Annotated in this window: 27 protein-coding genes; 5 read left to right on the top strand and 22 right to left on the bottom strand. The window is 51.8% G+C overall.

All coding sequences use genetic code 11. From position 1 onward, the window contains the following. Positions 1–14 precede the first annotated feature (14 nt). A complete protein-coding gene (locus tag LT85_RS09520; protein WP_038487897.1) occupies positions 15–782 on the bottom strand; it encodes an IclR family transcriptional regulator domain-containing protein in 768 nt (255 codons plus the stop codon). Between the two features lie 155 nt (positions 783–937). Here LT85_RS09520 and shiA point away from each other — a divergent pair, with 155 nt between their 5' ends. Further along, on the top strand, positions 938–2,302 hold the full coding sequence (gene shiA / locus LT85_RS09515) for a shikimate transporter (protein WP_038487893.1): 1,365 nt from the start codon (positions 938–940) through the stop codon (positions 2,300–2,302). 138 nt (positions 2,303–2,440) lie between these two features. On the opposite strand, the gene LT85_RS09510 is transcribed toward shiA, so the two are convergent. Together LT85_RS09510 and LT85_RS09505 are read right to left on the bottom strand one after the other, a co-directional pair. Then, positions 2,441–2,842: a nuclear transport factor 2 family protein gene (locus tag LT85_RS09510; RefSeq protein ID WP_038487890.1), complete on the bottom strand. Its 402-nt coding sequence runs from the start codon at positions 2,840–2,842 to the stop codon at positions 2,441–2,443. Positions 2,843–3,027: 185 nt separating this feature from the next. Beyond that, positions 3,028–3,606 (bottom strand): YdeI/OmpD-associated family protein, encoded by a 579-nt coding sequence (locus LT85_RS09505; RefSeq protein WP_038487887.1) that lies wholly within the window; start codon positions 3,604–3,606, stop codon positions 3,028–3,030. Between the two features lie 668 nt (positions 3,607–4,274). Between LT85_RS09505 and LT85_RS09495 the strand changes: the two genes are divergently transcribed. After that, positions 4,275–4,934, top strand: coding sequence for a GDSL-type esterase/lipase family protein (locus LT85_RS09495; RefSeq protein WP_038487881.1), 660 nt, complete (start codon positions 4,275–4,277; stop codon positions 4,932–4,934). A gap of 26 nt (positions 4,935–4,960) precedes the next feature. Here LT85_RS09495 and LT85_RS09490 read toward each other — a convergent pair whose 3' ends face one another. Continuing rightward, on the bottom strand, positions 4,961–5,773 hold the full coding sequence (locus LT85_RS09490) for a zinc-dependent peptidase (RefSeq protein ID WP_038487879.1): 813 nt from the start codon (positions 5,771–5,773) through the stop codon (positions 4,961–4,963). A gap of 235 nt (positions 5,774–6,008) precedes the next feature. Between LT85_RS09490 and LT85_RS09485 the strand changes: the two genes are divergently transcribed. The 3 genes from LT85_RS09485 (at position 6,009) to LT85_RS09475 (ending at position 7,084) form a co-directional block, all read left to right on the top strand. Beyond that, the gene (locus LT85_RS09485; RefSeq protein WP_038487876.1) at positions 6,009–6,341 is read left to right on the top strand and encodes an ArsR/SmtB family transcription factor; all 333 of its coding nucleotides are present in this window, start codon (positions 6,009–6,011) and stop codon (positions 6,339–6,341) included. A gap of 8 nt (positions 6,342–6,349) precedes the next feature. Continuing rightward, the gene (locus LT85_RS09480; protein WP_038487873.1) at positions 6,350–6,607 is read left to right on the top strand and encodes a hypothetical protein; all 258 of its coding nucleotides are present in this window, start codon (positions 6,350–6,352) and stop codon (positions 6,605–6,607) included. A 72-nt stretch (positions 6,608–6,679) separates the two neighbouring features. Beyond that, on the top strand, positions 6,680–7,084 hold the full coding sequence (locus LT85_RS09475) for a hypothetical protein (RefSeq protein WP_038487870.1): 405 nt from the start codon (positions 6,680–6,682) through the stop codon (positions 7,082–7,084). A 408-nt stretch (positions 7,085–7,492) separates the two neighbouring features. Here LT85_RS09475 and LT85_RS26495 read toward each other — a convergent pair whose 3' ends face one another. The 18 genes from LT85_RS26495 to LT85_RS09395 all read right to left on the bottom strand — a co-directional run bounded on the left by LT85_RS26495 (position 7,493) and on the right by LT85_RS09395 (position 24,248). Beyond that, entirely contained in the window at positions 7,493–7,705 is a 213-nt protein-coding gene (locus LT85_RS26495; RefSeq protein ID WP_156117479.1) for a hypothetical protein, read from the bottom strand. 498 nt (positions 7,706–8,203) lie between these two features. Next, complete coding sequence (locus LT85_RS09470; protein ID WP_038487865.1) at positions 8,204–9,571, bottom strand: hypothetical protein; 1,368 nt, start codon at positions 9,569–9,571, stop codon at positions 8,204–8,206. Position 9,572: 1 nt separating this feature from the next. Next, complete coding sequence (locus LT85_RS09465) at positions 9,573–9,839, bottom strand: PAAR domain-containing protein (protein WP_038487863.1); 267 nt, start codon at positions 9,837–9,839, stop codon at positions 9,573–9,575. A gap of 35 nt (positions 9,840–9,874) precedes the next feature. Continuing rightward, positions 9,875–11,959 (bottom strand): phospholipase effector Tle1 domain-containing protein, encoded by a 2,085-nt coding sequence (locus LT85_RS09460; RefSeq protein WP_052134971.1) that lies wholly within the window; start codon positions 11,957–11,959, stop codon positions 9,875–9,877. Next, a complete protein-coding gene (locus tag LT85_RS09455) occupies positions 11,949–12,428 on the bottom strand; it encodes a hypothetical protein (protein ID WP_156117478.1) in 480 nt (159 codons plus the stop codon). The genes LT85_RS09460 and LT85_RS09455 overlap by 11 nt, the downstream gene beginning before the upstream one ends. Positions 12,429–12,471: 43 nt before the next feature. Beyond that, the gene (locus LT85_RS09450) at positions 12,472–12,675 is read right to left on the bottom strand and encodes a hypothetical protein (RefSeq protein ID WP_038487857.1); all 204 of its coding nucleotides are present in this window, start codon (positions 12,673–12,675) and stop codon (positions 12,472–12,474) included. Beyond that, positions 12,672–12,869 carry a hypothetical protein gene (locus LT85_RS26935; RefSeq protein WP_216595057.1) on the bottom strand — a complete coding sequence of 66 codons (198 nt, stop codon included), beginning with the start codon at positions 12,867–12,869 and terminating at the stop codon, positions 12,672–12,674. Before LT85_RS26935 ends, LT85_RS09450 begins: the two co-directional genes overlap by 4 nt. A 21-nt stretch (positions 12,870–12,890) precedes the next feature. After that, positions 12,891–13,208, bottom strand: coding sequence for a hypothetical protein (locus tag LT85_RS09445; protein WP_156117477.1), 318 nt, complete (start codon positions 13,206–13,208; stop codon positions 12,891–12,893). Further along, positions 13,201–13,707 carry a hypothetical protein gene (locus LT85_RS09440; RefSeq protein WP_038487852.1) on the bottom strand — a complete coding sequence of 169 codons (507 nt, stop codon included), beginning with the start codon at positions 13,705–13,707 and terminating at the stop codon, positions 13,201–13,203. Before LT85_RS09440 ends, LT85_RS09445 begins: the two co-directional genes overlap by 8 nt. Continuing rightward, a complete protein-coding gene (locus LT85_RS09435) occupies positions 13,707–14,153 on the bottom strand; it encodes a hypothetical protein (RefSeq protein ID WP_038487849.1) in 447 nt (148 codons plus the stop codon). Before LT85_RS09435 ends, LT85_RS09440 begins: the two co-directional genes overlap by 1 nt. Then, positions 14,150–15,046, bottom strand: coding sequence for a DUF4123 domain-containing protein (locus tag LT85_RS09430; protein ID WP_081992206.1), 897 nt, complete (start codon positions 15,044–15,046; stop codon positions 14,150–14,152). The genes LT85_RS09435 and LT85_RS09430 overlap by 4 nt, the downstream gene beginning before the upstream one ends. Beyond that, the gene (locus tag LT85_RS09425; RefSeq protein WP_052134967.1) at positions 15,043–17,556 is read right to left on the bottom strand and encodes a type VI secretion system Vgr family protein; all 2,514 of its coding nucleotides are present in this window, start codon (positions 17,554–17,556) and stop codon (positions 15,043–15,045) included. The genes LT85_RS09430 and LT85_RS09425 overlap by 4 nt, the downstream gene beginning before the upstream one ends. Before the next feature lie 571 nt (positions 17,557–18,127). Continuing rightward, positions 18,128–18,526 carry a hypothetical protein gene (locus LT85_RS09420; RefSeq protein WP_038487846.1) on the bottom strand — a complete coding sequence of 133 codons (399 nt, stop codon included), beginning with the start codon at positions 18,524–18,526 and terminating at the stop codon, positions 18,128–18,130. Next, positions 18,523–19,638 carry a DUF2515 family protein gene (locus LT85_RS09415; protein ID WP_156117476.1) on the bottom strand — a complete coding sequence of 372 codons (1,116 nt, stop codon included), beginning with the start codon at positions 19,636–19,638 and terminating at the stop codon, positions 18,523–18,525. Before LT85_RS09415 ends, LT85_RS09420 begins: the two co-directional genes overlap by 4 nt. A gap of 752 nt (positions 19,639–20,390) precedes the next feature. Further along, positions 20,391–21,023, bottom strand: coding sequence for a class I SAM-dependent methyltransferase (locus tag LT85_RS09410; RefSeq protein ID WP_038487844.1), 633 nt, complete (start codon positions 21,021–21,023; stop codon positions 20,391–20,393). Between the two features lie 63 nt (positions 21,024–21,086). Beyond that, on the bottom strand, positions 21,087–21,536 hold the full coding sequence (locus LT85_RS09405) for a GNAT family N-acetyltransferase (RefSeq protein WP_038487841.1): 450 nt from the start codon (positions 21,534–21,536) through the stop codon (positions 21,087–21,089). A 113-nt stretch (positions 21,537–21,649) separates the two neighbouring features. After that, positions 21,650–23,020 carry an LLM class flavin-dependent oxidoreductase gene (locus LT85_RS09400; protein WP_038487838.1) on the bottom strand — a complete coding sequence of 457 codons (1,371 nt, stop codon included), beginning with the start codon at positions 23,018–23,020 and terminating at the stop codon, positions 21,650–21,652. Between the two features lie 19 nt (positions 23,021–23,039). Then, positions 23,040–24,248 carry an SfnB family sulfur acquisition oxidoreductase gene (locus LT85_RS09395; RefSeq protein ID WP_038487835.1) on the bottom strand — a complete coding sequence of 403 codons (1,209 nt, stop codon included), beginning with the start codon at positions 24,246–24,248 and terminating at the stop codon, positions 23,040–23,042. Positions 24,249–24,250: the final 2 nt, after the last annotated feature.

The raw sequence follows: 24,250 nt of genomic DNA, 5'->3' as shown, positions 1-24,250 counted from the left end.
AGTGGTACAACGACCTACAAATGGTTAATCAAGGTATTCGCCGTCTCCTGCAAGATTGGCAGAACGCGCGCCAATGCGTCTTCGCGGCTTTCGCTTCCCATCGGGATGCTCACACTAATGGCGGCGATCACCTCTCCGCTCCGATTCTTCAGCGGTAAAGCAATGCCCCGCACCCCGATTTGCAGCTGCTGCTCGACCACTGCATAACCGAATGCGCGCGCCTTTTCCACTTCGGCATACAGACGCTGGACGTCGGTAATGGTGTACGGAGTAAATGGCGTGAGGACCGATGCCGCAAGCCATGCCCTGACCTTTTCCTCCGGTTCAAACGCGAGCATCATGATTCCCGGGGACGCCAGATGCGCCGCCATGCGTGCGCCGAGGACAAAGCCCGTCGTCATGACACGGGCCGCGCCATTTCTGGCGATGAACACCAGCTCCCAGTTATCCAGCACGCTGACATACACGGATTCGTTCAACGCCGCAGTCACACGCTGCAGAAATGGCAGCAGAATCCGGGGCAGTTGCGCCGAATCGAAATAGGACCATCCCACCTTAAGCACTCTGGGCGTCAGGCCGAATTGCTTGCCATCGCTATACAAATAACCTAAATGTTCAAGCGTCAGCAGGTACCGGCGCGCGGCGGAACGCGTCAGCCCGGTGCGTTGCGCGGCCTGGGTTGCGGTCATCCGCGGGCAATTGTTGTCGAAGCCTTCCAGGATCGCCAGTCCGCGGTCGAGCCCCGCGATCCAATCGCGCTTTTTCAGTTCTTTCTGATCCATTAAAATAGCAAAAACGTGCGTTAATCAACTGTTATTGAGCGTTTATCGCACACTTTACGATATTGGTCGATAGCTTTTTTCCTCCCCCATCGCTACGCTTCTTCATAAATAAAAAACTGCTGGCTATGAAATACTCATATAAAAATGGAGACTCAATGAAGACATCGAACATTCTTACGACGGAACAAATCAAGGCTGATCGTCGATCACGCAAAGCTGCGCTAGGCAGTTTCGTCGGCGCGGTGGTCGACTGGTACGACTTCCTGCTCTACGGCATCACGGCTGCGCTCGTATTCAACACGCAGTTCTTTCCCGCTGCCAGCCCGACAACAGGCACACTGGCGGCATTCGCCACGTTCGGCGTTGGCTTTCTGTTTCGTCCGCTCGGCGGCATCGTCTTTGGGCATTTCGGAGACCGGCTTGGCAGAAAACGCATGCTGGTGATCACCGTGTTCATGATGGGAATATCAACGGCAATGATTGGATTGCTGCCAACCTACGCCAGCATAGGCTGGTATGCGCCGCTAGCACTGGTGACGCTACGTGCATTGCAAGGTTTTGCGGTCGGCGGCGAATGGGGCGGCGCGGCACTCATGGCTGTCGAGAGTGCACCGGAGGGGAAAAAGGCGTTTTACAGCAGCGGCGTACAGGTCGGTTATGGCGTGGGGCTGGTTTTAGCGACGGGCATTGTGTCCATTCTCGTCCATACGCTGGATAACGAGGCGTTCATGTCCTGGGGCTGGCGCGTGCCATTCCTGGTCAGCATCGTGCTGGTGCTGATCGCCTTGTGGATCCGCTCTACCATGGAAGAGTCCGAGGAGTTCGTAAAAAAGGTCGGCGCGCATGGTGAACACAAAGTTAAAATCCCCGTGCTTACCGCATTGCGCAAGCATCCGAAGAGCTTCTTGCTGATCATCGCACTGCGCATGGCGGAAATGTTCACGATGTATATCGTCACCGCCTTTGCATTGTCTTACTCGACCACGAATCTGGGCATGTCGCGCGATCTGTTCCTGAACATAGGCCTGCTGGTCGGCGCAGTCAGTTGCGTGACGATTCCCGTGTTTGCAATAGCCGCCGACCGCATTGGACAAAAGCGGGTATATGTCACCGGCGCGCTGATCGGCCTTCTTTCTGCGATCCCATTCTTCCTGGCGCTGGAAGCACGCTCTGTTTTCTGGATCGTGATTTTTTCGCTGCTACTCGCCAACATTGCCCATGACATGGTGGTCAGCGTGCAGCAACCCTTGTTCACCGAATTTTTCGGCGCGGAATACCGCTACAGTGGTGCCGGTGTCGGCTACCAGTTTGCAAGCGTGGTATGCGGTGGTTTCACGCCATTTATTGCTACCGCGTTGCTTGGCGTCGATGGTACATGGCACGCGGTGGCGGCTTATCTCGCCGGTGGCTGCCTGCTATCGGTGATCGTCGCATCGCGCATGAAAATGGGAGCGAAAGCAGGACAACCGATTGCGGATCATACTTACTCGCAGCCAGCGGCATCTAAACCAGCTATTTGAGTCTACCGAGCTAGGCCGGGGCGGCCAGCGATATGAACGTCGTTACCGTCCCCTCGGCGTCTCTTCGCCATCACGAATAGTGGCTATTACCAATCCGAAAAATCCTGCTCCCACGCCAATTGCAGCGATATACCAATTTTATCGCTGTTGTACTCCGTCGTGCTGAAGCATCTGACCCATCAATTCGTGGATTTTGTTGACAGCCTTTAGCGGACGGATCATTACCTTAAAGTGTGTAATCAGGCCGTTATCGTTCCATGTGATCATGTCTACGCCGTTGACCAGGATGCCGTCGCACGTTGATTGGAACTCCAACACTGCCGAACGAGGGCCATGCCATTCATTCAAATATTGGAACGTGCCGTTATTTAAGATATGCAAGGCGCCGGTCAGATATTTGATCGTAATCGCTTTGCCACTTTGGGGCGTGTGAACAACAGGTGATTCGAAGACCACATCATCGGCGAGCAATGCTTTCAAGGAAGTAATGTCACGCGATTTGACGATCTCGTGCCAGCGCTCAATTGTGGAATGTACCATTGCTACTCCTCCCGTATCCTGGAAATTAACACGAATGGTTGTCAATAACTTCCGCACCAATGAGCGGTTTGAATTTGATGTGCGAAATTCCGCTTATGGCCGGTGGCAAATAGCGTCATATAACTCTAACTTATCGAGTACCCCATGCCTGATGAAGCCTGAAGCAATACGCCTCATCGAACTTATTAGTCATCCAAGCCCTGTCCATTGAGAATTTTCTGCACATTTTTTTCAACCCTCGACTCTCGGGTCTTGGATTGTTTTGCTGTGGAAAAATAAAGAAGGTAAGCTCTCTGCCGCCCTGGAGTCAACGCGTCAAAAGCAGTTTTCAAGGCAGGAATTTCATCTAGTTTACGTTGGAATTCTTCAGGATTCGTGAATTCCGTCGTCTCTTTAAAGGACACTTTCAAGCCGGCCTTTTCCACTTTAATGGCTTCATTAATGTAGGACTTCAAGATGGCCTGCATCTTTACTATCTCCTGCACATTGGTGAACCGTATCTGGCGCGCCGACTGCACATTCTCAGTCTGAGTGATGAGGATATGCTTGGGGTCCTTCAGCAAAGCCCCCTTGAAAAACAGGACCGCACAGTACTCCTTAAATCCATGTATTAAAACGATGTTTCTTTTATCGAGCGAGTAACAAGGAACGCCCCACTTCAATTCTTCGGTCAGCTGGCAGTCGAGAATGATCATTCTCAATTTCTCAAATTCTTCCTGCCATTTTTTTGCCTTGCTTAGATATGCATCAACCTTAGGATTCATTCTTTGATCCTCCGAATTTGATTTTGATTTATAGAAAGCACTTTGCTGCCTCCCCGCGTAAGAGGCTTGCCCCCCTTAGCGTCTGTAGGCGTGTAAAACCGGGAATATATACGATAGGTAATTAGGTCCGAAGCTGGCATCTGTGCAATGACGGGCTTAATCGGATCAATATTGCTCCAAAAGTGGGCCTGCGGCAACATCTCCCGATTGATCAAATAGCATTCACACTCCCCGATGATGAAAAAGTTGGTTTTGTTGAGACGCGATGATGGAAAGCGGAGAACGATTAAAATGTGCTTTTGCTGGCTCGGGTTTTTCACTCCAATGCCATGGGCGCTTTCGGAAGGCTTATGGCGTCCATGCGCTTTTGTTCTTTTAAGCGTATTAACGTACAAGCTCTCAGCTGGTGCAGCCAATTACTATGCCAACCCGTTTTTTGCTCTTCCAGGACTGCTCGCCTATCCTTTCGTCATGCTTATTTTCGGTCTGCGTGGTAAGCGATAGCTTCATGTCCATTTAATAGAACAGGGCTATGCCCCTTTCGATCACTCTGACCCTACGCATGATTAAACGACGGTTAATTAGAAAAAAATGGAATCTGGTCTCCTGTTTAAAATGACCTTCATCGTGTGCGGATAAATAGGCACGCACATTTTCAGAAAGACGCCATGAATGCCCTCTCCACTACATCGCTTTTGAGAGCTCTGGCTATTGCATTGTTCCTGTTTGCCTCTACAGCGCATAGCGCCGGCCACTATCCCTATTACGATGACCGGGTCAGGGAATTCGAGGCCGACAAAAAATCCTATGACGTGGTGATGGTCGGAGACAGCATTACCGAGGGTGGTCATTGGTCTGAGTTATTTCCTGAGGTTCGTATTGCAAACCGCGGCATAGGCGGCGACTCGGTAACCGGCGTCATCGATCGCTTGCCGAGCATTCGTTCAACCGGGGCAAAGTACGTCTTCCTGATGATCGGTGTAAATGACATCCTCGGGGGAGATCACACTGCGCCACAAATAGCCGCCGATTATCAGAATTTAATAACCGCTTTAGCCGATACCGGGGCGAAGGTAACGGTGCAATCCACCCTGTATATGAGCGTCCCGAACCAGGATGCAAAGAACAAGGAGATTGAAATACTGAACCAGGCCATTTCCCGATTCTGCCGGGAAAACAATATCAACTACGTCGATCTGAATTCTGTTCTATCGCGCAATCAACGTTTAAGAAGCGATGTAACGAGCGACCACATACATCTCAATGACGACGGATACTTACTTTGGAAGCGGAAAATCCGTCCTTTGATCGACTCATTCAATCAATGAAGATTTCCAAGACGTTTTTGAAAATGTTATAGCCACTCTTGCGGATCGATCCGGTAATACTTCTTCAATTCTTCAAACAACTCGGAGTGCTGTTCAGCCATTTGTGCTGGCATTTCGAAAAACGTCTCTGTTGCGACAGCAAAAAATTCCGCCGGATTTGTGGCGCCATATTGATCGAGCAAAGTTTCGTTGTGCTGCAGCGCGTCTGCTCGCAACGCCGCAAACTCCCGCGTGAATACTGCCGCCCAGCTTCGATAACTCGACAGGTTTCTCAATAGCGGCGCGCCATTGGTAGTGCCGGATTCGCTATCCAGTTGATGTGCGAATTCGTGCAGGACCACATTATGTCCATCGGCAAAATTCCTGGCGCCTTGTTGCACATGGTCCCATGCCAATATCACACGACCATCGCCCCAGGACTCTCCCAATAAGCCCTGCTTACTGTGCGTCACAACCCCACCCGCAGCCACGTCGGTTCTCGGCGCAACGAACGCAGCAGGATAAACCAGAATCGACCGTAACTCAGGATAGACGCGCGTGCGGCGATTCAGCAGCAACAAACAAGCCTCGCCAGCTATCGTCACCCGCATTTCGTCGGTAATTTCCAGTCCGCCGCAACCGTAAAATTTCTTTTGATGAAGAAATTGCTTCATCAGCTGCTGCAACTGTAGTTGCAAGTCGCTCGGCATTCTCGAATAAATCGGTATATTTTTTGTCAGGATCACGACAAACCGATCCGGAAAACGGGACTGCATTGCCCGCTTCAGGCGAAATTTTGGTATCCAAACCGCCAGTACGATGGCGGCTATGAGAATAGTCAAGATCAATAATGCATTCATATGGGGTGGGCAAGGCGTTGCTGAACAATCGAACTGACACGCCAATAATAAACGGTATCTCGTCTTGCGATGAAAACAAGCTGTACAAGCTATTTCGATGCGGAGAAATCGGGAGCAGAAATCCGCTACATCAAGGCTTCCGCGAGGCGGACTGTCCAATAGTGTCGCATGACGCTGCCTGGACCGATATCAATTTCCCCTTTACTTCCCGCAACCTGTAAGATATTGTTTACACGTGAAAACTAAAAACATTTCAAAAAATGGGGATCAGTTGCTGGCCATGCTGGCGGCGCTGGCCAATCCGCATAGGTTGAGAATCATGGCAACGCTAGCGACTGGCGGCCGTAACTACGTCAGTCAGCTTGCGCGCGAAATCGGCATTAGCCGCCCTTTACTGCACCTGCACCTGCAGAAACTTGAAAACGCCGGCCTCGTCACGAGTCAACTTGAGTTGTCCCGGGATGGCAAGGCACTTAACTACTTCGAAGTTTCCAGCTTCGCCGTCGAACTCACCCCGGCCATGATTGCTGAGGCGGCGAAATCCCTTACAACCGATCTTGAAAAATAGAGGGCATCATGTCCGAAACCATCTACCTTTTAACAATCTGCCTCGCACTCGGCACGATTTTGCTCGTCTTCGGCATGCGCTACTTCTCGGTGATCCAGCAGGCGAAGGCTCGTCTCGCCAGCGATGATGCCCATCGGCAGATAGCCGCAAAAGCAGTGGCAACCCAGGCCGAGACCGCGACGACGCTTTCTTCCATCAACGCTACGCTGTCGGACGTCAAGACGCGCTTGTCAGCGATTGAAAAGGTTCTGAAGGAAGTCGAATAACGGCCAGGAGAGAAGTGAGCCGTCTTTTCTAACAGCCGCCAGCCAGAGCACCGACACACAGGAGTTGCCAGCATGAATGACGTATCGTTATTTCGCCTGTATTTGCTAAGAGCCCTGTACCTTCTCATCGTCGTTGGGCTAGGCGCAGTCGTGATATGGCCAGGATTCATCAGCCATCACAAACCTTGGGAACTGATGGAAGGTGTGGTCCAGTGCATGCTGGCCGCCTTTTGGCTCCTCGCAATCTTAGGACTGCGATATCCGCTACTGATGTTGCCCGTACTGCTTTGGGAATTGGCATGGAAGTCGATCTGGCTGATCGTCGTGGCCGCTCCGCTATGGTCGAGCGGACAAATGGACGACGCCACTTTGGCGATGGCCATCACCATCTTGTGGGTTGTGATTGTTCCATTTGTTATTCCCTGGCGCTATGTCTTTGTGCATTATGTGCAGAAGCGCGGAGATCGTTGGCGCTGAAAGAAACACCAGACAAACGGAGGCAGACATGAAGAAGCAAATTCAACCTTGCCAGCCGGTCCCCTGTCAGACTTGAACTGGAAAAATCAGTCAGTTGGCATATCACGACCAGACGCTATAGCCGATTGTAATTGTTCATTTTCTATATTTTTGAAACTCCTTGGCATAACCTAAACCGCGCTTACTTTGCTCCAGCACATCTTTCGAGAAAATCAATTCCGCCGTGTTATCTGGATAAATATGGACACCCAAGGAGCTAGCATTCGGCGGAATTTTCTCGGGAGTTAAGGTAAGCGCATTTTTAACAGTAAACGTTCTCCCCGAGCCGGCATCACGCCAAGTGAGCGTTTGAACTCCAAAAGGAATGGAGACGCCTGCGACCGTACTAAATTGCCCATATGGGCTTTCCTACAAAGACGCAGAACCGCCAATCATTTTCCCGTCTAAAAACACATCGAAGATCGGTATATTTAAATAGTTGAAAACAACAACATTTACTACTACCTGCTTTGTAATGGATAACCCCTCTTTGTGGGCTTCTTCTCCGCAAGCGACAAGTGGATAAAGTAGACACGGACTTGTTAAGCCACAGAGGATTTTACGGATAGTTAAGGCATTCATGGGAATTGCTCCAATGCTTTTGATAGGCTGATTTGGGCAATTTTTACATTACCCAACAACCCAAAAAGATGTTTCTTGATGCTTGAGTATTGCTCACCTTCTGGCAAGTCGAGCAACAATTACGATTGAATATCCTTGATGCGTGCAAGGATATGATCAGACCCGCTGGCTTCGACCCGCATATCGGTCTGTACCCGTGTCAGCTTCGCCACCGAACGCCACATGTGCGCAACGTTGCTCCATTTCTTGGTTTTTTGTCTACATCCTTATTGTTCCCAGTACTGAACTGTCCGTAAGGACCGTTGAACAAATTGACGACGCCACTTAGACGATGGCCATCACCATCCTGTGGGTCAGGAACGTTCCTTTAATTATTCCGTGGCACTATGTCTTTGCACTATATGCAGAAGTGCGGAGATCGCTAGCGCTGAAGGAGGCCCCAAACAAACAAAGGCAGGCATGAAGTAACGAATTTAACGCTGCCAGCCAGTCACTCCATCAGGCTTGAACTGGCAAAACCATCATCGCATTGGTTTGTCGTGCTTCAGCTACGCTGACAACCAATGTCGCTTGCTCGGTTGCCGTCGCCATCTCGGCAGCTAATGCGATGTGAATGAGATCCGACGCCACGCCAAAGGATCCTGCATAGGCCATCGGCGCGATCCGCTGTGACAATGGATCAAGTTCAGGCAATGTCTGCCCTATCGCATCAATCACCTCGGCGGTACGGGAAAATCGATGATCGGTATCGCTAATAACGTTACCGATCTCACCGGCCTCTATCTTGGAGGCTTCCAGTGCCTTAGTGATACAAGTCGTCAACGTGCTGGAGTCAGCTTTTCCTTTTGCGGTGCGATCCGAGGTGCGCAAAGCACGTTGCACAGTGCCAAGCGAGCAAAGCGCATCCATCTGTGAGTGCGCAGCGAATGCCGCATCGACCAATAACAGTCCTGCCGCTCCTTCCGCCGGAACAAAGCCATCCGTTATCTTGCTGGAAAATACTTGGTCTAGCGCCAGCGGTGAAAGCAATTCATCCGGATTCACCAGGCTATCGGCCGCCAGCAGCAAAACATAAGGCATCTTGCCGTTGCTCATATGCTGCTGCAATGCATTCACAGCACCGTAAGCGCTTTCTGTTGCGGCAGGCAAAAGATGTAAATCAAAGCCCACATTGCGCCAGGAGGAATGTGTCCAAGCCATGGAAAAACAGAGACGTGTTTCATTATCCAGCGGTAGCGCCTCCGGGACTAGCCAGTAGACCGACACAGGCGCCGTGCCAGATTGCGCCAATTCCTCCCGCTGATCAAACAGGGTATCGAGTACGGTCACCAGCATCGCGGTGATGCGCATAGCGCGAGAACGGGTCTCGACCGGATAGTCGAGTACTTCCAGGGGTAATTTTTCAACCATCGCGGCATGGACTGGATGGCCTTCAGTATTGCGAATAGTATGGTCGGGACGGAAGATTTTTTCTTGTTCCTGGCTACTTGCTATTGTAGCTGCGGCATCACCGAACGGCGTCACGGCGCTCCACGCGGCGATACGCGGCATCTCTACTGGTGCATCCACGATAGCCTCGGTCGGTGGCTGCACAGGAGCTACGTTTGGCGCCGCTGCCGGAGGCGTAAACACTTGCAGGCCAATCCAGCTCAACAAGGACAGCGCCAGCGGCGGCAACAGAGTGATTGCCATGATGGTCTGCGTGCCAGTCATGCCAAGTGTGCCGAGATAATGAAATAAGCCGTTCACGGGCAGGAATCGCAACAGAAATACCCAGAGCATCGTCAACAGCAAAAATGTGATCAGCCACGTGATGCTGCGCACGGCAATGCTCGGGGATGAAAAAAATGCAGTTAATTTCAACATATCACCCTTGCGAAGCAGTCGGCATGCTGGAAATCAAGGCGCAACCGCAAGCCGTATGATGTCCGTGCAAAGCCACCTGACGGCCGTCGATAGTAAATGTCGGCGAACCTTCGATGATGGGATTGGTGCCATGTCCGGTTTGCGGGCAGGTCACCATGTCACCCACGCGGGCAATACCCAGGCCGTGAATGACGTGAATCGGCGATGCGCTGATAACGACACCGCCGTGCGTGGTTTTATCGCCCAAGCGAATGATAGAAAGAGCCATTTGTTAAGCTCTCCTTTGATTGAAAATCATATACATCAAAATCCCAAGAGACTTTTGGTCGCTTTCCAGCCATCGTCAACTGCCTTCATACCGGCGTCGACTTTATTACCGACAGCATCCGACATTTGCTGGGCGCCCTGTCCAACCTGGGTCGCCAGGTCGGACGCACTTTTTTTTGCCGCATCGTAGGCTTGACCAGCCTCGTTTGAAAGTTTCGTCGCGCCTTGCTGGATTTCTTGCCCTACTTCAGACGCCTTTTTCTGAGCGGCGTCCGCCAGTTCATTCGCTTTCTTCTGTGCAGTATTGATTGAGCTGACGATCATTTTCTGGCCTGCATCTACAGTCGAGATCACGATCTGTTTGCCGGTGTTGTACACCTCAACGGTATATTTTTCTCCAGCGTTTATTGTATCGATTGTGAATTTCTCGCCGACTTTGTAGGTCTGGGTAGCCGTCAACACGCCTTGCTTCCATGTTTCCACCACCACCCCTTCGGCGGCGTGATAAATCTTGATCACACCACCTTTCGCAGCTTCTATATTTGCATCAAACCATTGCAAACCTTGGGCAAGCACATTCCTTGTTGATTCGGACATCCCGCGACCACGGAAATAACTGAATGGCTCTACACTATTGATGAAACCAGCTTTAGAGTCATGTACCCAGTTTTTTATAAATGTAACAATTGCCTCGTTAGCATCGCTGTCCCATGCTTGCAAACGCCAAGCCTCAGGGCGGACAACTTGTGAGTAGGTTGTGCCATAAAATTGCAAGATATGCGGCAAATTCGCCTGCTCCACAAGCAACTTCGCGGCTTTACCACGATGTTGCAATGCCCCAACCTCACTTGCCATTCCTACGTGTCCAAACAGAGCGTGCTTCACGCTCCCCGCAGACGCAACCTTATCAGGTGTTTTCATTCCCTTACGTGTCATAGTGCCATAAGCAGAATACAGAGCTTTCATGTGCGCTGTAACAGTTTCCTCCGTTGTTTTACCCGCTGGCACCGCCGCCATGTAACGCCTGAAATCATCTATTGCCTTAGATTCAATAGCGAAACGTTCATCAAACAAAGGGGCATTGATTTTTTCAATATCGTCATAGGCCAACATACGCACTCCAACTTTGACCGCCTCGTTCATCATGTCGTGCATTGGTATACGAGCATAATTGTTGGAAAGACCTTGAGTCGCGGCATAATCGTCGGGATTATCTTTAGTATCCTTGGTCAACGGCAAATATCCGCCACCAACATCCGAATGCACGCCAGGATAGACTGTCTCCGTCCAATTGGACATCAGACGGCCATGATCACGGATCAAGTCTGAGGGGAAAGAAAACCGCAATTCATGCGCAGCGACGTAATGCACACAGCGCTCTACCTCACCGGGTATCTTGAGTTTTTTTTCTGTCCATGGCCAATCTATGTTGGTGGCAGGGATACCAAACGATGCTACCGTGTCGAACAATCCAACAAAATGAATACGAATCGGGAAGCCGTTATAGGTTTTCTGTCCATTGCTATCTGTCCCGCACAGGCTCAAAAAATCGTTACTAAATGCTCTCGCCAAAGCAGCGCCACGGGAAAAACCGAAGATCGACAAATTGATCATTTTGATCAAACGATGTTTATCCAGTGCGGTCTTCAATTCGCCAAGACTTTTACTCTTACCATTTTCTGAGTACGCTTTAGTCGTAACTCCTAGCTTTTTGGCGTTGTTGAGTAGCACTTGGCGCAACGTACTATTGATATTATCTTGACCAAAATCCAAACGACGGCTACCACCGGCCCCACTAACGTTTCCAGGAAGGCCATCTTCTTTATCAATCCACCATTTCTCAAGTCCCTTTGTGGCGGTATTATTAAAAGGGGTACCGACACCAGAAATGTAGATAGGATAATTAGTTTGCTCTTTCCGCTGTACTGCAGCCAACCACATGCGCGCAGGGTTGCTCCACTTATGATCCGATTCATCAACGTCTTTATTATTACCAGTGCCGTCAAAAAACACACTTATATTGACGATATCAGAACAATCTTGTTTAGGACTAGGAGTACCGGTCGGAACATCCCGGTTACAAGCCTGAGCAGCTTCTAGCTTGCCTTTGTTATCTTCCATGTTTTTCAGCCTCGTCCAGAATTTTTTGCCCCCGCGGTGTCGCCTCCGGCAAATAACGCGCAAATGTCAACTCAGCCGTTTCATCTTGGTAAATATGAATTGCCATATATCGTGCGTCAGAGGGAATTTGTTCAGGCGTTAGAACAAGAGAATTTTTAGCTTTCACGGTTTCGCCATTCCGTGCCATACCGCGTGGACCGCCCAATCGCCAAGTTAGGTTCTGCGGACCAATAGGAACAGTGACTCCAACGACAATGCCTCTTCCCCCATCATATGCGGCACCGCCGCCATCCACTTTATGATTTAAAAGCACTTCATAAATTGGTCTACTTGTGTAATTAAACACTACTACATCCATTACGATTTCTTTTGTCATAAATGAATTTCCTTTTCCACATGCTACTAGTGGGTAGAGCAGGCTTAAGCTGGCCAAGCTGCCGAGGATTTTGCGGCGAGTAATAACGTTCATTAAGATTGCTCCAATTTACAGACCTGAATGTCCTATAGTTTTTTTAATCGCGCCGTATCAATTGTCGCAACGCCCCCATCACTAAATTCTTTCCCCCAGTCTGATGAGGGGCAATTTTGAGATTTTTTTCTGTCCAGAACCAATCCAAATCTGCCTTGACTTTATCCAGCAACTCCTCGATGACACTGTTCTGCTGCATCTGGCTGCCATGAATCGATCTCGCGCAAATTGACTTGTAGCTGTTCATTTGCCATGGTCACGATAACTTTCCGCTATTTGTTCACCGCGCACACTCTTTTCCGGCATACATTGAGACACAATGAGTTCTGCAGTGTCGTCCGGATAGATATGCACACCAAGATAATTAGCCTCCGGTGGGATTTTATCCGCAGTAAGAACAAGAGCATTTTTAACAGTAACAGTTCCGCCGTTACGTACCATTCCACGTGGGCCACCTAACCACTAGGTCAAGGTTTGAGAACCGACAGGAATATTTCCCCCGGTCATTACTGCTTTACCACTGTGTAGCCATGCCCCAGCTAAACCTATATCTCCACCATCAAGATACACATCAAAAATCGGCCTGTCCAAGTAGCTGAACAACACTACGTCCAATGTAATATTCTTATTCATTAATAATTTTCCTTTTCCACAAGCGACTAGCGGATACAGAAAACTCAAACCAGCCAAGCCGCCTAGGACTTTACGGCGCGTAATCATGCTCATTAAAACTTTTCCAATTTTCAGGCTAGAAGAAATTACAGATTTTTCCTCACTCATTATGCTTTTGAAACTCCTTGGCATAAACCAAACCGCGTTCACTTTGTTCCAAAACATCTTTCGAGAAAATCAGTTCCGCCGTGTTATCCGGATAAATGTGAACTCCCAGGGAACGAACGCCTGGCGGAACTAATTCCGGGGTAATAACCAAGGAATTTTTAACGCTATCAATTTCTCCGTTACGAAACATCCCTTTTGGGCCATCCAAGATCCAGGTCAGAGTTTGCGGCCCCAAGGGGACAACTACGCCAGCAATCGTACTGAACTGTCCGTAAGGACTGTCGGACAAAGAGGCCGAGCCACCGACCATTTTTCCATCCAGATACACGTCATAGATCGGACGATTTAAATAGTTAAAGACAACAACATCGACCACTATTTGTTTTGTCGCGAATAAACTTCCCTTTTGCTTTCCTTCTCCGCAAGCAAAGAGAAAAAAGAGCGATCCAAGCACTAGCATGCGGCCCGATATATTGCGGTGAATGCCAAATATCGTCATCAATTCCAACGTTCTGTACTGAGCATGTGATATTCAAAGGACACTATCACTATCGTACACACCAGCGGTAGGGCATTCAACAAACCAGCGCGCCAATACCCTGTCTCACCTTTTTGATCCATTTGGCGCTTGAATTTGAACCAGCTGGAAATTGAAAGCAGCACACCAACGGGAGCAAAGAAAATGGGAACGGCCAGCCACGCCCCTATTACCGAGAAGATGCAAAGACCAATAGCGACGAAATGTTGCGCCATATAGTTCCTGCCGAATGCTTTCGAGAATAACCAGGCAACAAGCAGAGGTGATCCGAAAAGCAGAAGCAGCATGAACAATGGTTCCAGCCAATGATCCACCACCTCATTTTTTGAGTAAGCAATGAGAGGAGAAAACGCAGCACAGAATAGTAATACTCTGACAAATAATTTTTTACCTGATGACCATCTCATGGGAACTGCTCCAATGCTTCCGGCAAACTGATCTGCCCCGTCTTGACTTTGTCCAGCAACTCTCCGATGACGCTGTTCTGCTGCATCTGGCTGCCGTAAATCAATCCCGCGCAAATATAATTGATGATGTCCTGCATGCTGCGCAAATTGAGTTTGCGTGCCTCCAGCAGATGTCGTTCGACGCGTGCATACCGTTCACCCTCTGGAATATCGAACAGCAATTGCGGCTGATTTTCCTTGATGTGCCCGAGCAGATGATCGGGCACGCTTGCTTCGACCAGCATATCTGTCTGGACCTGCGTCAGCTTAAGTGGCAACGCCACCTGACCAGCGTCGCTCTGCGGGGTCTCGTCACGTATTTGACGCAGTTGCCTGTTGCGATCCAAATACCACCACGCGCTGATCCCTGTCAGCAGCCGGCTGCGCTGGCGCGCCGACAATACAGGCCCCGAGACATGCAGGGTATTGTCGTCTTTCTGGCCGACCAAGGTGCCCAGGATTGCTGGATCCCAGAATGCAAAATGCATTTCGTCGCCGTCCGGCAGGACGATTTCCGTGAACTGCTCCAGGTGAGCATGAAGTGGCGCAAACTCTTGCCGACTGGCGATGATGCTGAGGCTGGCTGGATTTGAGGCTGCGCTACGAAAGAGCGTTAGCCATGCTTCTGACTCTTCTGCAACTGATGGCAATGTCGCCAGATGGGGAGCTGCCTTGCTGAGTTCTGGCCCTTGCACATCGGCCAACAAGCATTGGCTGTGCATCCATGGCGTCGTTTTATGCAACTTGGCAAGCAAACGAGCGTCCTGCGCCGAATCGACGATGGCATAAAGATGCAGATCGGGTACTTGAGGAAGCGCTTGCCATTGCTGCAGGAATTCTTGCATCACCATCATTGTGTTCCCTTGTTAATGAAGGCGGACCGCCCCATCGCGCGTTTCATCAAACATTCCACGCATATACTCTTGGGTAGCGTCGGCATCGGGAATGGTACGGTTTTCGGCCCAGTCAGGTTGAAATCACCTTGATGGATAATCCGCTGGCCGTTCGTGATATCAGTAATTCCCGAGGCGTTGATCTTGATCGCCGAGCCACCAGCGCCGATAGTGATTTCTTTCTTGGCCCAAATTTCAATGTTGTCCGTCGTGGAAATCAAGCGCAGCACTTTCTCGGCAATGATGTCCAGGTTGTCGCTCTGCGACTGGATCTCGACTTTGCCTTTGGCCGCGAACAGTTTGATACCACCGTTATACACAAACAGACTGAGTTTTTCCTTGATGCTGGCGACCAGGCTCTTGCCGACCGCCAGATTGGTGTCGGTGCCTGATGACAGCGTCACATTCTCGCCGCTGTGAATATGTGTGCTCTTGGGTGTGGCCAGACCAATACCGGCTGGCGATGCCGCCAGTAGAACCGGTTCCTTGAAGCGATTGGCCTGCTGTTGGCCTTCGCCCTCGTATTTGTCTTGCGTCGCTTCGGTGAATTTCTTCAGCGATTCCTGTCCATCCAGGGCCTCGGCGTTGGCCTTGCTGCTGGTGTCCGACAACGATTTGGTGAGATTCTGACCAGCTTCCAGTTGCTGATGCGCTTCCCGCACATCCAATTGCGATCCTTGCGCACCGGGGCGGCCGAAGGTGCTGATGTACAGCCCCTGATGGGTGGTAATGGCCCCAAAAGCATCTGAATTCAAGGAAAATCCCGAACCGTAAAACGCCTGGCGGGTATTGCCTTGCTGCCCGACCAGATAACCCAGGTTCAGCTGGGCATTGGTATTGCTGCTATAGAGCTGGACCCGGTTCTGGTTGGTATTGTCGTCCATCACCAGCTGCGTAAATCCACTGCCTTTGTATTCCTTGGATTTGTAACCCGACAGCTTGCCATCGGTATGCCAATCGGGCGTCTGTGCGCCGTTGTAGACGCGGCCAGTCACCAGCGGACGGTCAGGATCGCCGCCCAGGAAGGTGATCACCACTTCCTGCTTGATGCGAGGCACATTGAGGGCGCCGTAACCTTGCCCTGCATTCGGATAGCTGACCCGCACCCAGCAAGACGCTTTTTCATCGCCAGGGTTCAAGCGGTTCCATGGAAATTTCACTTTGACGCGGTTGAGGGAATCCGTATAAATCTCTTCACTGTCGGGCCCCACTACCGTGGCGATCTGTGCATGCATCTCCGGCTTGTGGTGTTCAAACGGGCTGCGGTATTCCACCGTACGACGCTGTACCTCGATGCTGTTGACGCAATAACCGCTTTGTTCGTTGGTGATCTTGTCGCTGGTCGCGGTTTGCTGCTTGGCGTCGGCAATCTGCTGTTCCAAACTGCCGGGGAAATGATTGACCGTCGTCGACAGTGGCAGGTTGTTTTCGATATACCAATGCAGACCGATGACGATGAATTGGCGATCTTGGTCGGAATCGCGGTCGTGATCCGTATGATCCGCCAGGCTGAACCAGCGACCGACGCCGGCGGCGAGGCGAGAAACACTCGACCAGACAAAGTAGCGCTTGGCTTGAGACTCCCAGGCTTCGACCTTGATCTTGGCCAGTTTGTCGCCACGATCCCGCTCCAGATAGGTGTAATTACCCGTGTATTCGTAGACTTCCAGTTGATTCGGCACCGCGCCATGACCGTCCAGGGTGTAGGTGCTGGTGGCTTTATTATTGCCGGGAGATTTGTAGTCGTAGGTGACCCTCGACAATTGCCGGCTAAGCAGCTTGCGCTGTCCGCCCCAACGGGTGATCTTGTCGATTTCATCGTTGCTGCCGGCGCGGTGGAACCGGATTTCTTCCGGCGCCAGCGGCTTCAACTGGTGCACCGAATCGGTGATCACCAGCGTATGGCCTGAGCCATCCTGCTTCTGTTCGTGATAGCTGTACCAGCCTTCTTCTTCCATCAGCCGCATCACGAAATTCCAGTCGCTCTCGTATTGTGTGCAATAGGAGCGCGACGGCGCGGGCTGCGTCAGATCGAAGCGGAAATTGCCGCGTGCCTGCGTGTGCTGGCCAAACACGTCGCTGATGATGTCATCGGTAGTCTTGTCTTGCCAGATGCGGGCATCTTGCCGGTACTGGAGAAAATGCAGCCAGGAAGAAAAAGCCAGCTGGTAGACCGTGAACTGGCCGTCGTGACCGAGCATGCCGGCTTGATGCACATAGCCGTGCACTGGCAGGTAGCTGCGCTTGTCGGCCTGCTGGATCCACAGCGTCACCGGCTGGGCGATCAACTGCTTGAGCTCGATATCGCTCTGCAGGGACAGCACATCGAGGGTGTAGGTATAACCCCGACCCAGACGGTCATGGGCAACCACGCGATGAGGAAGCAGGACATCGGCGCCGAGCGGGGTATCCAGTTTAAGAAGGCGGCTTTGCTGGCTGATACTGTTTCCTATTGCACTAAGATTAGCCATTGACTACCTTCGAATAGATTTTAAGTAATGACGCATGGGTTGAATCTCTCATCGTATGCGAGGCAAAAGCTAAAAAACCGTAGCATCGAAATGCCACGGCTCTCGTTGCAGATGCATGAAGTTATACGGGCTTATTCACTAGTAAATTTGAGCCGCTGGCGGGGTTGCAACGCGTCAACACGCTCCTTTACTCTATACCATATTGCAGTATTAAACTGCAAACAAATGTTACATCTTGGCAATTATATGCGCTGCCAGCATGCAACGAAGATGGCAACCTGGGGCTTTCGCAGCCAATGATTTAGCCTGCACTCCCGCAAGAAAACTTGGTGAACTGCATATTTTTCCGACACAATTCGCCACTTTTCGCGTTAGATAACTCGAAGAAAAGTGCAGTCGCGAAATGTGTTCTTGCAAGATCCGATCTCAAGCCTTTCCTGGCTTGCCGGCCTTGACTACTGACTTCAAATGCTCCACCCGTCGAATAGCATGCAAGCCTAGATTGAATCTTCGATTTTCTTTTTCGGAAATGTGTCGCTGCAAAACCGGCTCCCGACCGGTTCTTCGATCGCTATTTATCGCTCGGACAGGCAATGTAACCCAACACCACTCCAGCCGATAAACCAAGCGGCGTAAAGATCAAGATTTGCTCCATCAATAAATCGTAATTATTTTGCAGTGGGAAATTGCGAGCAATCGAATAAATGATCGCGCAAACAATACTGGCAAGTAGCAGCGGCCGAAATGTGAATTTTCTTGCGAGGCCCAAAATTATTACTACAGGCACAGCAAATGCCAGCGTAAGTTTATATGACTCAATTATCACCAATAAAAACACCCAGAGCAGAGAGGTAAAAACACTAAAAAAATGAACGCCCCCGATATAGACGCAAACTACAAATGCTGGCGCCAAAGGACATAAAAGAATGCCCAAAAAAATTTTGAAAAATGCCGCTTTATCTTTGCTCATGATGATTCCCCAGCCGCTATTTTCTGGATAGCAAATTCAACTTGATGTTTTTCGTATGCACCATCAAGCAATTCATTGAATCGATTTGCTGCGCGCAATACAAAAACCATCCTCTCGTTGATGTTCGACAAATTCGCAATTGAACTATGGCTAAAGGATACGGTACGACGATCACTGCTTGGCAGACTGCATTGATTCGCTAGAGTCAGTTGGATCTCGGTCGCCAAACCAGATGGCATTGATGTCACAAAACTTACCTGATTTGCTCTCAATAAAGCTTGAAATTCCGCATCTTCGTATATAGCGGGTTGCAAGATATTCTTTTGTTCGTGACTGGCCAGAAAATTTACACTACGCGTAATACTCCCGGATTCTATCGCCTCAAACCCTTGCAGAATTTCCGGATAATCTCTTCCGAATGCGAGTTTATGGCCAATTGGCCAAATTCCACTATATAGCGTAGAGCCACCCAATGTCTGGCGAATTGGTAAGCAAGCCCGCAATCGCGATAGACCATATCGCTTGTAAAACATATGCAAAGGCCATATGTCCAAAAACAGCGCTGTGTTGCCCAACGCAAGCATATGATAAATTTTTTGCGCTCCCCTACTCGCAGTTTGATCAATTATCGACATCGGCGGCGACGCGAATGGAGAGAGGCGCTCCAACGGATCGGCGCTATTCGCCCAACTTTTATATGCATCACGCTGCTGATTGGATTTGCGAATCATGTCAGCGGCATTCAATAATCCGCAACCTACCTGCTTCGACGCGAATGCTGCCAGTCCTGCCCATTGAAAACGACGGTCATCCAGCCACAATTTTGCATATGCGGCGTTAATGCGCCTATTTCGCTCAATAGGATTGAAAATCAGCCTCCCATCAGGAGCGATGATGCGTTCAGCTTCCTGTTGCACCCCATACCAAGAATCTCGACAAGGAAATGGCGGTGGCGGAGGTGGTATTTTTCCAAATTCGGCATTGCAAGGAATACATTTCGGATCGCCGCAATGTGGCATGTCATATCCCTTCAGCCAAATAATAATATCAAAAATGTAACATTCATAAAAAGCAAAGTACAGTCGTTTTGATGTAAATAAACAGACCGGCACTACTTAAGCCATATACGAACGTATGTACAAAATAGATAGGAACTTAGCTGCCCCGGAAAATCAGAATCAGATCACGCTATTCCTGTGTCGGATCTTTCAGTTTCCTGTTTCGGCAATATGTCATTGCATGATCCAACCCCGATTCTACGAATTGGGCCGACTGTATTTTTAATCCACGCACCATATCAACAAAGAAACATCCCCTAATCCAACGCATTGGATTAAGGAACGGCTTAAATTTGATTAGGTGTATTGGTTTGAGATCTGGCGTCAGTCACTGGTCATGAGCAAACAACCTTTCATGATCCTGTATCGCATGGGGGTTTCGGAGGTGAAGCCAGACCGCTTGAGACCGCTGCCGCTGAGGCGTATCCAAAGTGTTTCTGCATTGTCTTCCGTATAGAAGGAAACGCTTAGCTGTTCTGATTGGTCTGTTGTTGTGGGCGCGAGTGAGTCTCGCGTAGAATTGCGCTTAGCCATTTTCAACTCTTTCTCTTTACGTTGAGGGTGGTTAGCGGACTGTATGGGCTGCTACCCATGCGGTCCGCGTCTTATTACTGCGGTACTACAAAAAACTTCTCTGGTTTTACTGCTGTACTGCCCTTCTTCACGAACAGGACGACTGGTCATTTCCCGCACCGGTAATCCTGCCGCCGAACGATGCCTTTTCCAAGAACATCAAGCCATATAGTAAACCCGCAACCAGACCATCTTGTATGGTTTGCTATGCGTTTTACGGCAACTGCTTACGTTTAATTTTCGGGTTTGCGCCAGACGCTGGCCAGCCAGGGTTGCTGCTCGCGCGGCAAACCTTCAGGGCGGTAGTAATGCTCAAGTTCCACAAAACCCGCAGCCGACATGAACGCTTGCCAGGCGGCGAGATCGTGGTAGCTGCCGTAACGTCCGTGGTTCCAGCCTTCTTCATTGCTGCCGCGCGGATTGGAGCTGAACAGGACGCCGCCGGGCTTGAGCGCGGCACGGAATTGCAGCAGCACGCGTGGCAATTCCTGGCTGGGGATATGGAATAGCGCAGCGTTGGCAAAGATGCCGTCAAAGCGGCCGGCGGGGAGATCGAGATGGAGAAAATCCTGATGCCAGACTTCGCAGCCGCTGTCGGTGCGCGCCATTTCGACGAAACGCGAGGCTCCTTCAACGCCGATAGCGATGTGGCCTAGCTTGCTGAAGGTGCGCAAGTCGCGGCCGGGGCCGCAGCCAACGTCGAGGATAGTGAATGGCGGCGTGGCGTTGATGTTGCGCAGCAAAGCGGCAATGTTCTGGCTGACGTCATGGTCGCGCGTGCCTTCGCGGAAATCTTCCGCGCGCTGGTTGTAGTGCTCTAGCGTGAGAGCGGCGATTTTTTCGAGATCTTCAGGTAGGAGTTTCATGGAGCGTACTGTAGCGCATTCAGGGAAAAAGCGCCTGCGGTGGCTTGGGCAGCATGCAGGCAATCAGGCATCCCGGGCGGCATCGTTGCCTGACTCGAACACGGCGTACTCGCCATCTTCGCCCTCTTCCCTCCCGGCTTCCACAAACCCGTTTGCGCGATAGAAAGTTGCCGCAACATGATTCAACAGCAGGCATTTCAGCGAATACTTTTGCACAGGCCAACCGGGAAGCGCTGCCAGCAATGCGCGTCCGACTCCCCTTCTTTGCTGGCTTGGAACGACATACAGATGGTGGATGAAATGGTCAGGTTCCCATATTGCGATGAAGCCGGCTATCGCTCCCAGCTCATCTTCTGCCACCAGGATCGCTTCCCCACGGGTCTGTTGCTCCAGGTCCGTCAGACGGAAGGCGCCGACATCCATCCAGGTATAGGTCTGGCGACGCGTGCTCAGGAACAGCCTTTGTAAAGCCGCCTGGTCTTGCGCTTCGGCGCTGCGCACGGTGATTGGCATATAGGCCACTCCTCCAAGAATCGTCTGATCTTTCAAATCGCCCGGATTCGGCGACGCGAAAGCACAGCATGACATCTTGCCGGCATTGAATCAACGGCGATCTGGCGATGACTTTATCGGGTGGGTTGCCGGAAACCGGCTGCGGGATGCCGGTCTGGTAGTTGGGCCTGTCCGGATTCGAACAGCTTTTCGCGCAGCGTGCCTTCTTCGTAATCCAGCTTGTAGGAGCCGCGCGCCTGTAGTTCGGGGATGACGAGATTGACGAAATCCTCGAAGCTTTCCGGCGCTACCGTGCGGGTCAGGTTGAAGCCGTCGATATCGGTGTCGCGCACCCATGCCTCTAATTGATCGGCGACCTGCTGCGGAGAACCGACGATGGTGACATAGCGTCCGCCCAGCTCCAGCTGGTCCAGCAATTTGCGAACGGTCCAGCCTGCGTCAGCTGCGCTCACGGCCTTAGCGGAGGACTGGATGGCATTGCTGCTGGCTGGCTTGATCGGCTCATCGATGCCGTAGGTGGAAAAGTCGAAGCCGGTGCCGCTAGCAAAGTGCGCAAGGCCGGCTTCCGGGTTGGCGTAGCGGCAGTACTCGGCGTACTTTTCCCGCGCCTCGGCGGCGGTGGGTGCGACGACGACCGAAATACCCATGAAGATTTTAAGATCTTGCCGGCGGCGGCCAGCCAGTTCTGCCTGGTCGCGCAGCTCCGTTACCAGCTTGCGCGCTGCTTCCGGTTTCTGGCTGGAGATGAATACGCATTCGGCATGGGCGGCGGCAAACTTTTGGCCGCGGTCCGACGCGCCCGCCTGATATAGCACTGGCGTGCGCTGCGGCGATGGTTCACTGAGATGGTAGCCATCCACCTGGTAATGAGCGCCGTGGTGGCTGATGCGATGCACTTTAGCTGGATCGGCGAAGACCCTGCGTTGGCGGTCGCGCAGCACCGCGCCCTCTTCCCAGCTGCCTTCCCACAGCTTGTACAGCACTTGCATGAATTCTTCCGCACGCTCATAGCGGGTATCGTGCTCCGGCTGTTCGCTCAAGCCCATGGCACGGGCGGCGCTGTCGAGATAGCCGGTGACGATATTCCACCCGATCCTGCCGCGGGTCAGGTGATCAAGGGTCGACATGCGGCGTGCGAACAAATACGGCGCTTCGTAAGTCAGGTTGACGGTGACGCCAAAGCCGAGATGTTTGGTGACGGCCGCCATCGCAGACACTAGCAGCAAAGGATCATTGACCGGCAGCTGGATCGACTCGCGCAGGGTCAAATCAGCCGAACCCTGATAGACATCGTAGACGCCGACAATATCGGCCAGGAACAGGCCGTCGAATTTGCCGCGCTCCAGCAGTTTGGCCTGTTCGGTCCAGTATTCAATGCTGGTGTACTCGATGGAACGGTCGCGTGGATGGGTCCACAAGCCATGATTGATATGCCCGACGCAATTCATGTTGAACGCGTTGAGGCGGATTTGCTTCTTTGACATAGGTAGGAATAACGCGCGCTCAGATGGCGCCGTGGCGCGGTGGGTTCTTTTGATTCAGATAATAGTTGCCGACTGCGTGATATTTCCAGCGCACCGGATCATGCAAGGTATGGGTGCGGGCGTTGCGCCAGTGACGGTCGAGATTGTGCTCGGCCAGGGTGGCTTGGGTACCGGCCAGCTCGAACAGCTTGCTGCCGGCCGCCAGCGATATCTCCGTCGTCAGGACGCGTGCTTCGGCTACCGCAATCGAAGCCGCTGCGACCGAGTTCACGGTCGGATCCCAGGCGGCTGCATCGACCACAGTCCCAGCCAGTTCCAGCAAGGCTTCGGCGCCGGCCAGCCGCACCGCCAGGTCGCCGAACTCGCGCACGGTCAGGGGGTCGTCAATCGCGCGTTCTACCTTGCTGTCGATCCATGCCCGGGAACGGGTGCGCACGAACACCGCGGCATCATGCAAAGCCGCGCGGGCAATGCCGATATCGATCGCCGCGTGCAGCAGTTGCGCCACAGGGCCGAGTGAAGTCGGCCGCTCGAAGGCGCTTTGGAATGGCAGCACCTCTTCTGCAGTCACCCACACATTATCGAGCACTACCGAACCGCTGCCGGTGGTGCGCTGGCCGAAGCCGGACCAGTCGTCGATGACACTGACGCCGGCGGCGTCGCGCTTGACGATCGCCAGTTGCTGGACGCCGTCGTCGTCGATGACCGATATCGGAATCCGGTGTGCGTAGAGCGCGCCGGTTGCATAGAATTTGCGGCCATTGATGCGAAAGCCGTCGCCGTCCTTGCTCAGGCGGGTGCGGCGCTCCTGCGAGGTGCGCGTGCCAAGTTCTGCCAGTGCATTGCCAAAACGTTCGCCAGCCAGGATGCGCTCAAAGTAAAAGCGCTTTTGCGCCTCGCTGCCGTTGACCCGTAAAATTTCCACGGCATAGAAATGGTTTTGCGGGATCTGCCCGAGCGAACCATCGGCGGCTGCAATTGTGGCGATGACTTCCGCCAGCGTGACATGCGAGACGCCGGCGCCGCCATAGGCGCGCGGTATGGAAATCCCCCACAAGCCGGAACGCGAAAACTGCTCCAGTTCGTGCACGGGCAATTGCCGCTCTCGGTCGCGCAGGCTAGCTTCCCGAGTGAAGGATGCCGCCAGCGCGCGGGCTGCGGCCAGAGCCTGGATATCGTCGAGGATGCGTGCCACCGGACCGGCGGCGGCATTGAATTGAGTCGTCATGT

The sequence above is a fragment of the Collimonas arenae genome, assembly GCF_000786695.1.
GTDB classification, from domain to species: domain Bacteria; phylum Pseudomonadota; class Gammaproteobacteria; order Burkholderiales; family Burkholderiaceae_D; genus Collimonas; species Collimonas arenae_A.
This window is presented reverse-complemented; position numbering and strand designations above follow the sequence as displayed.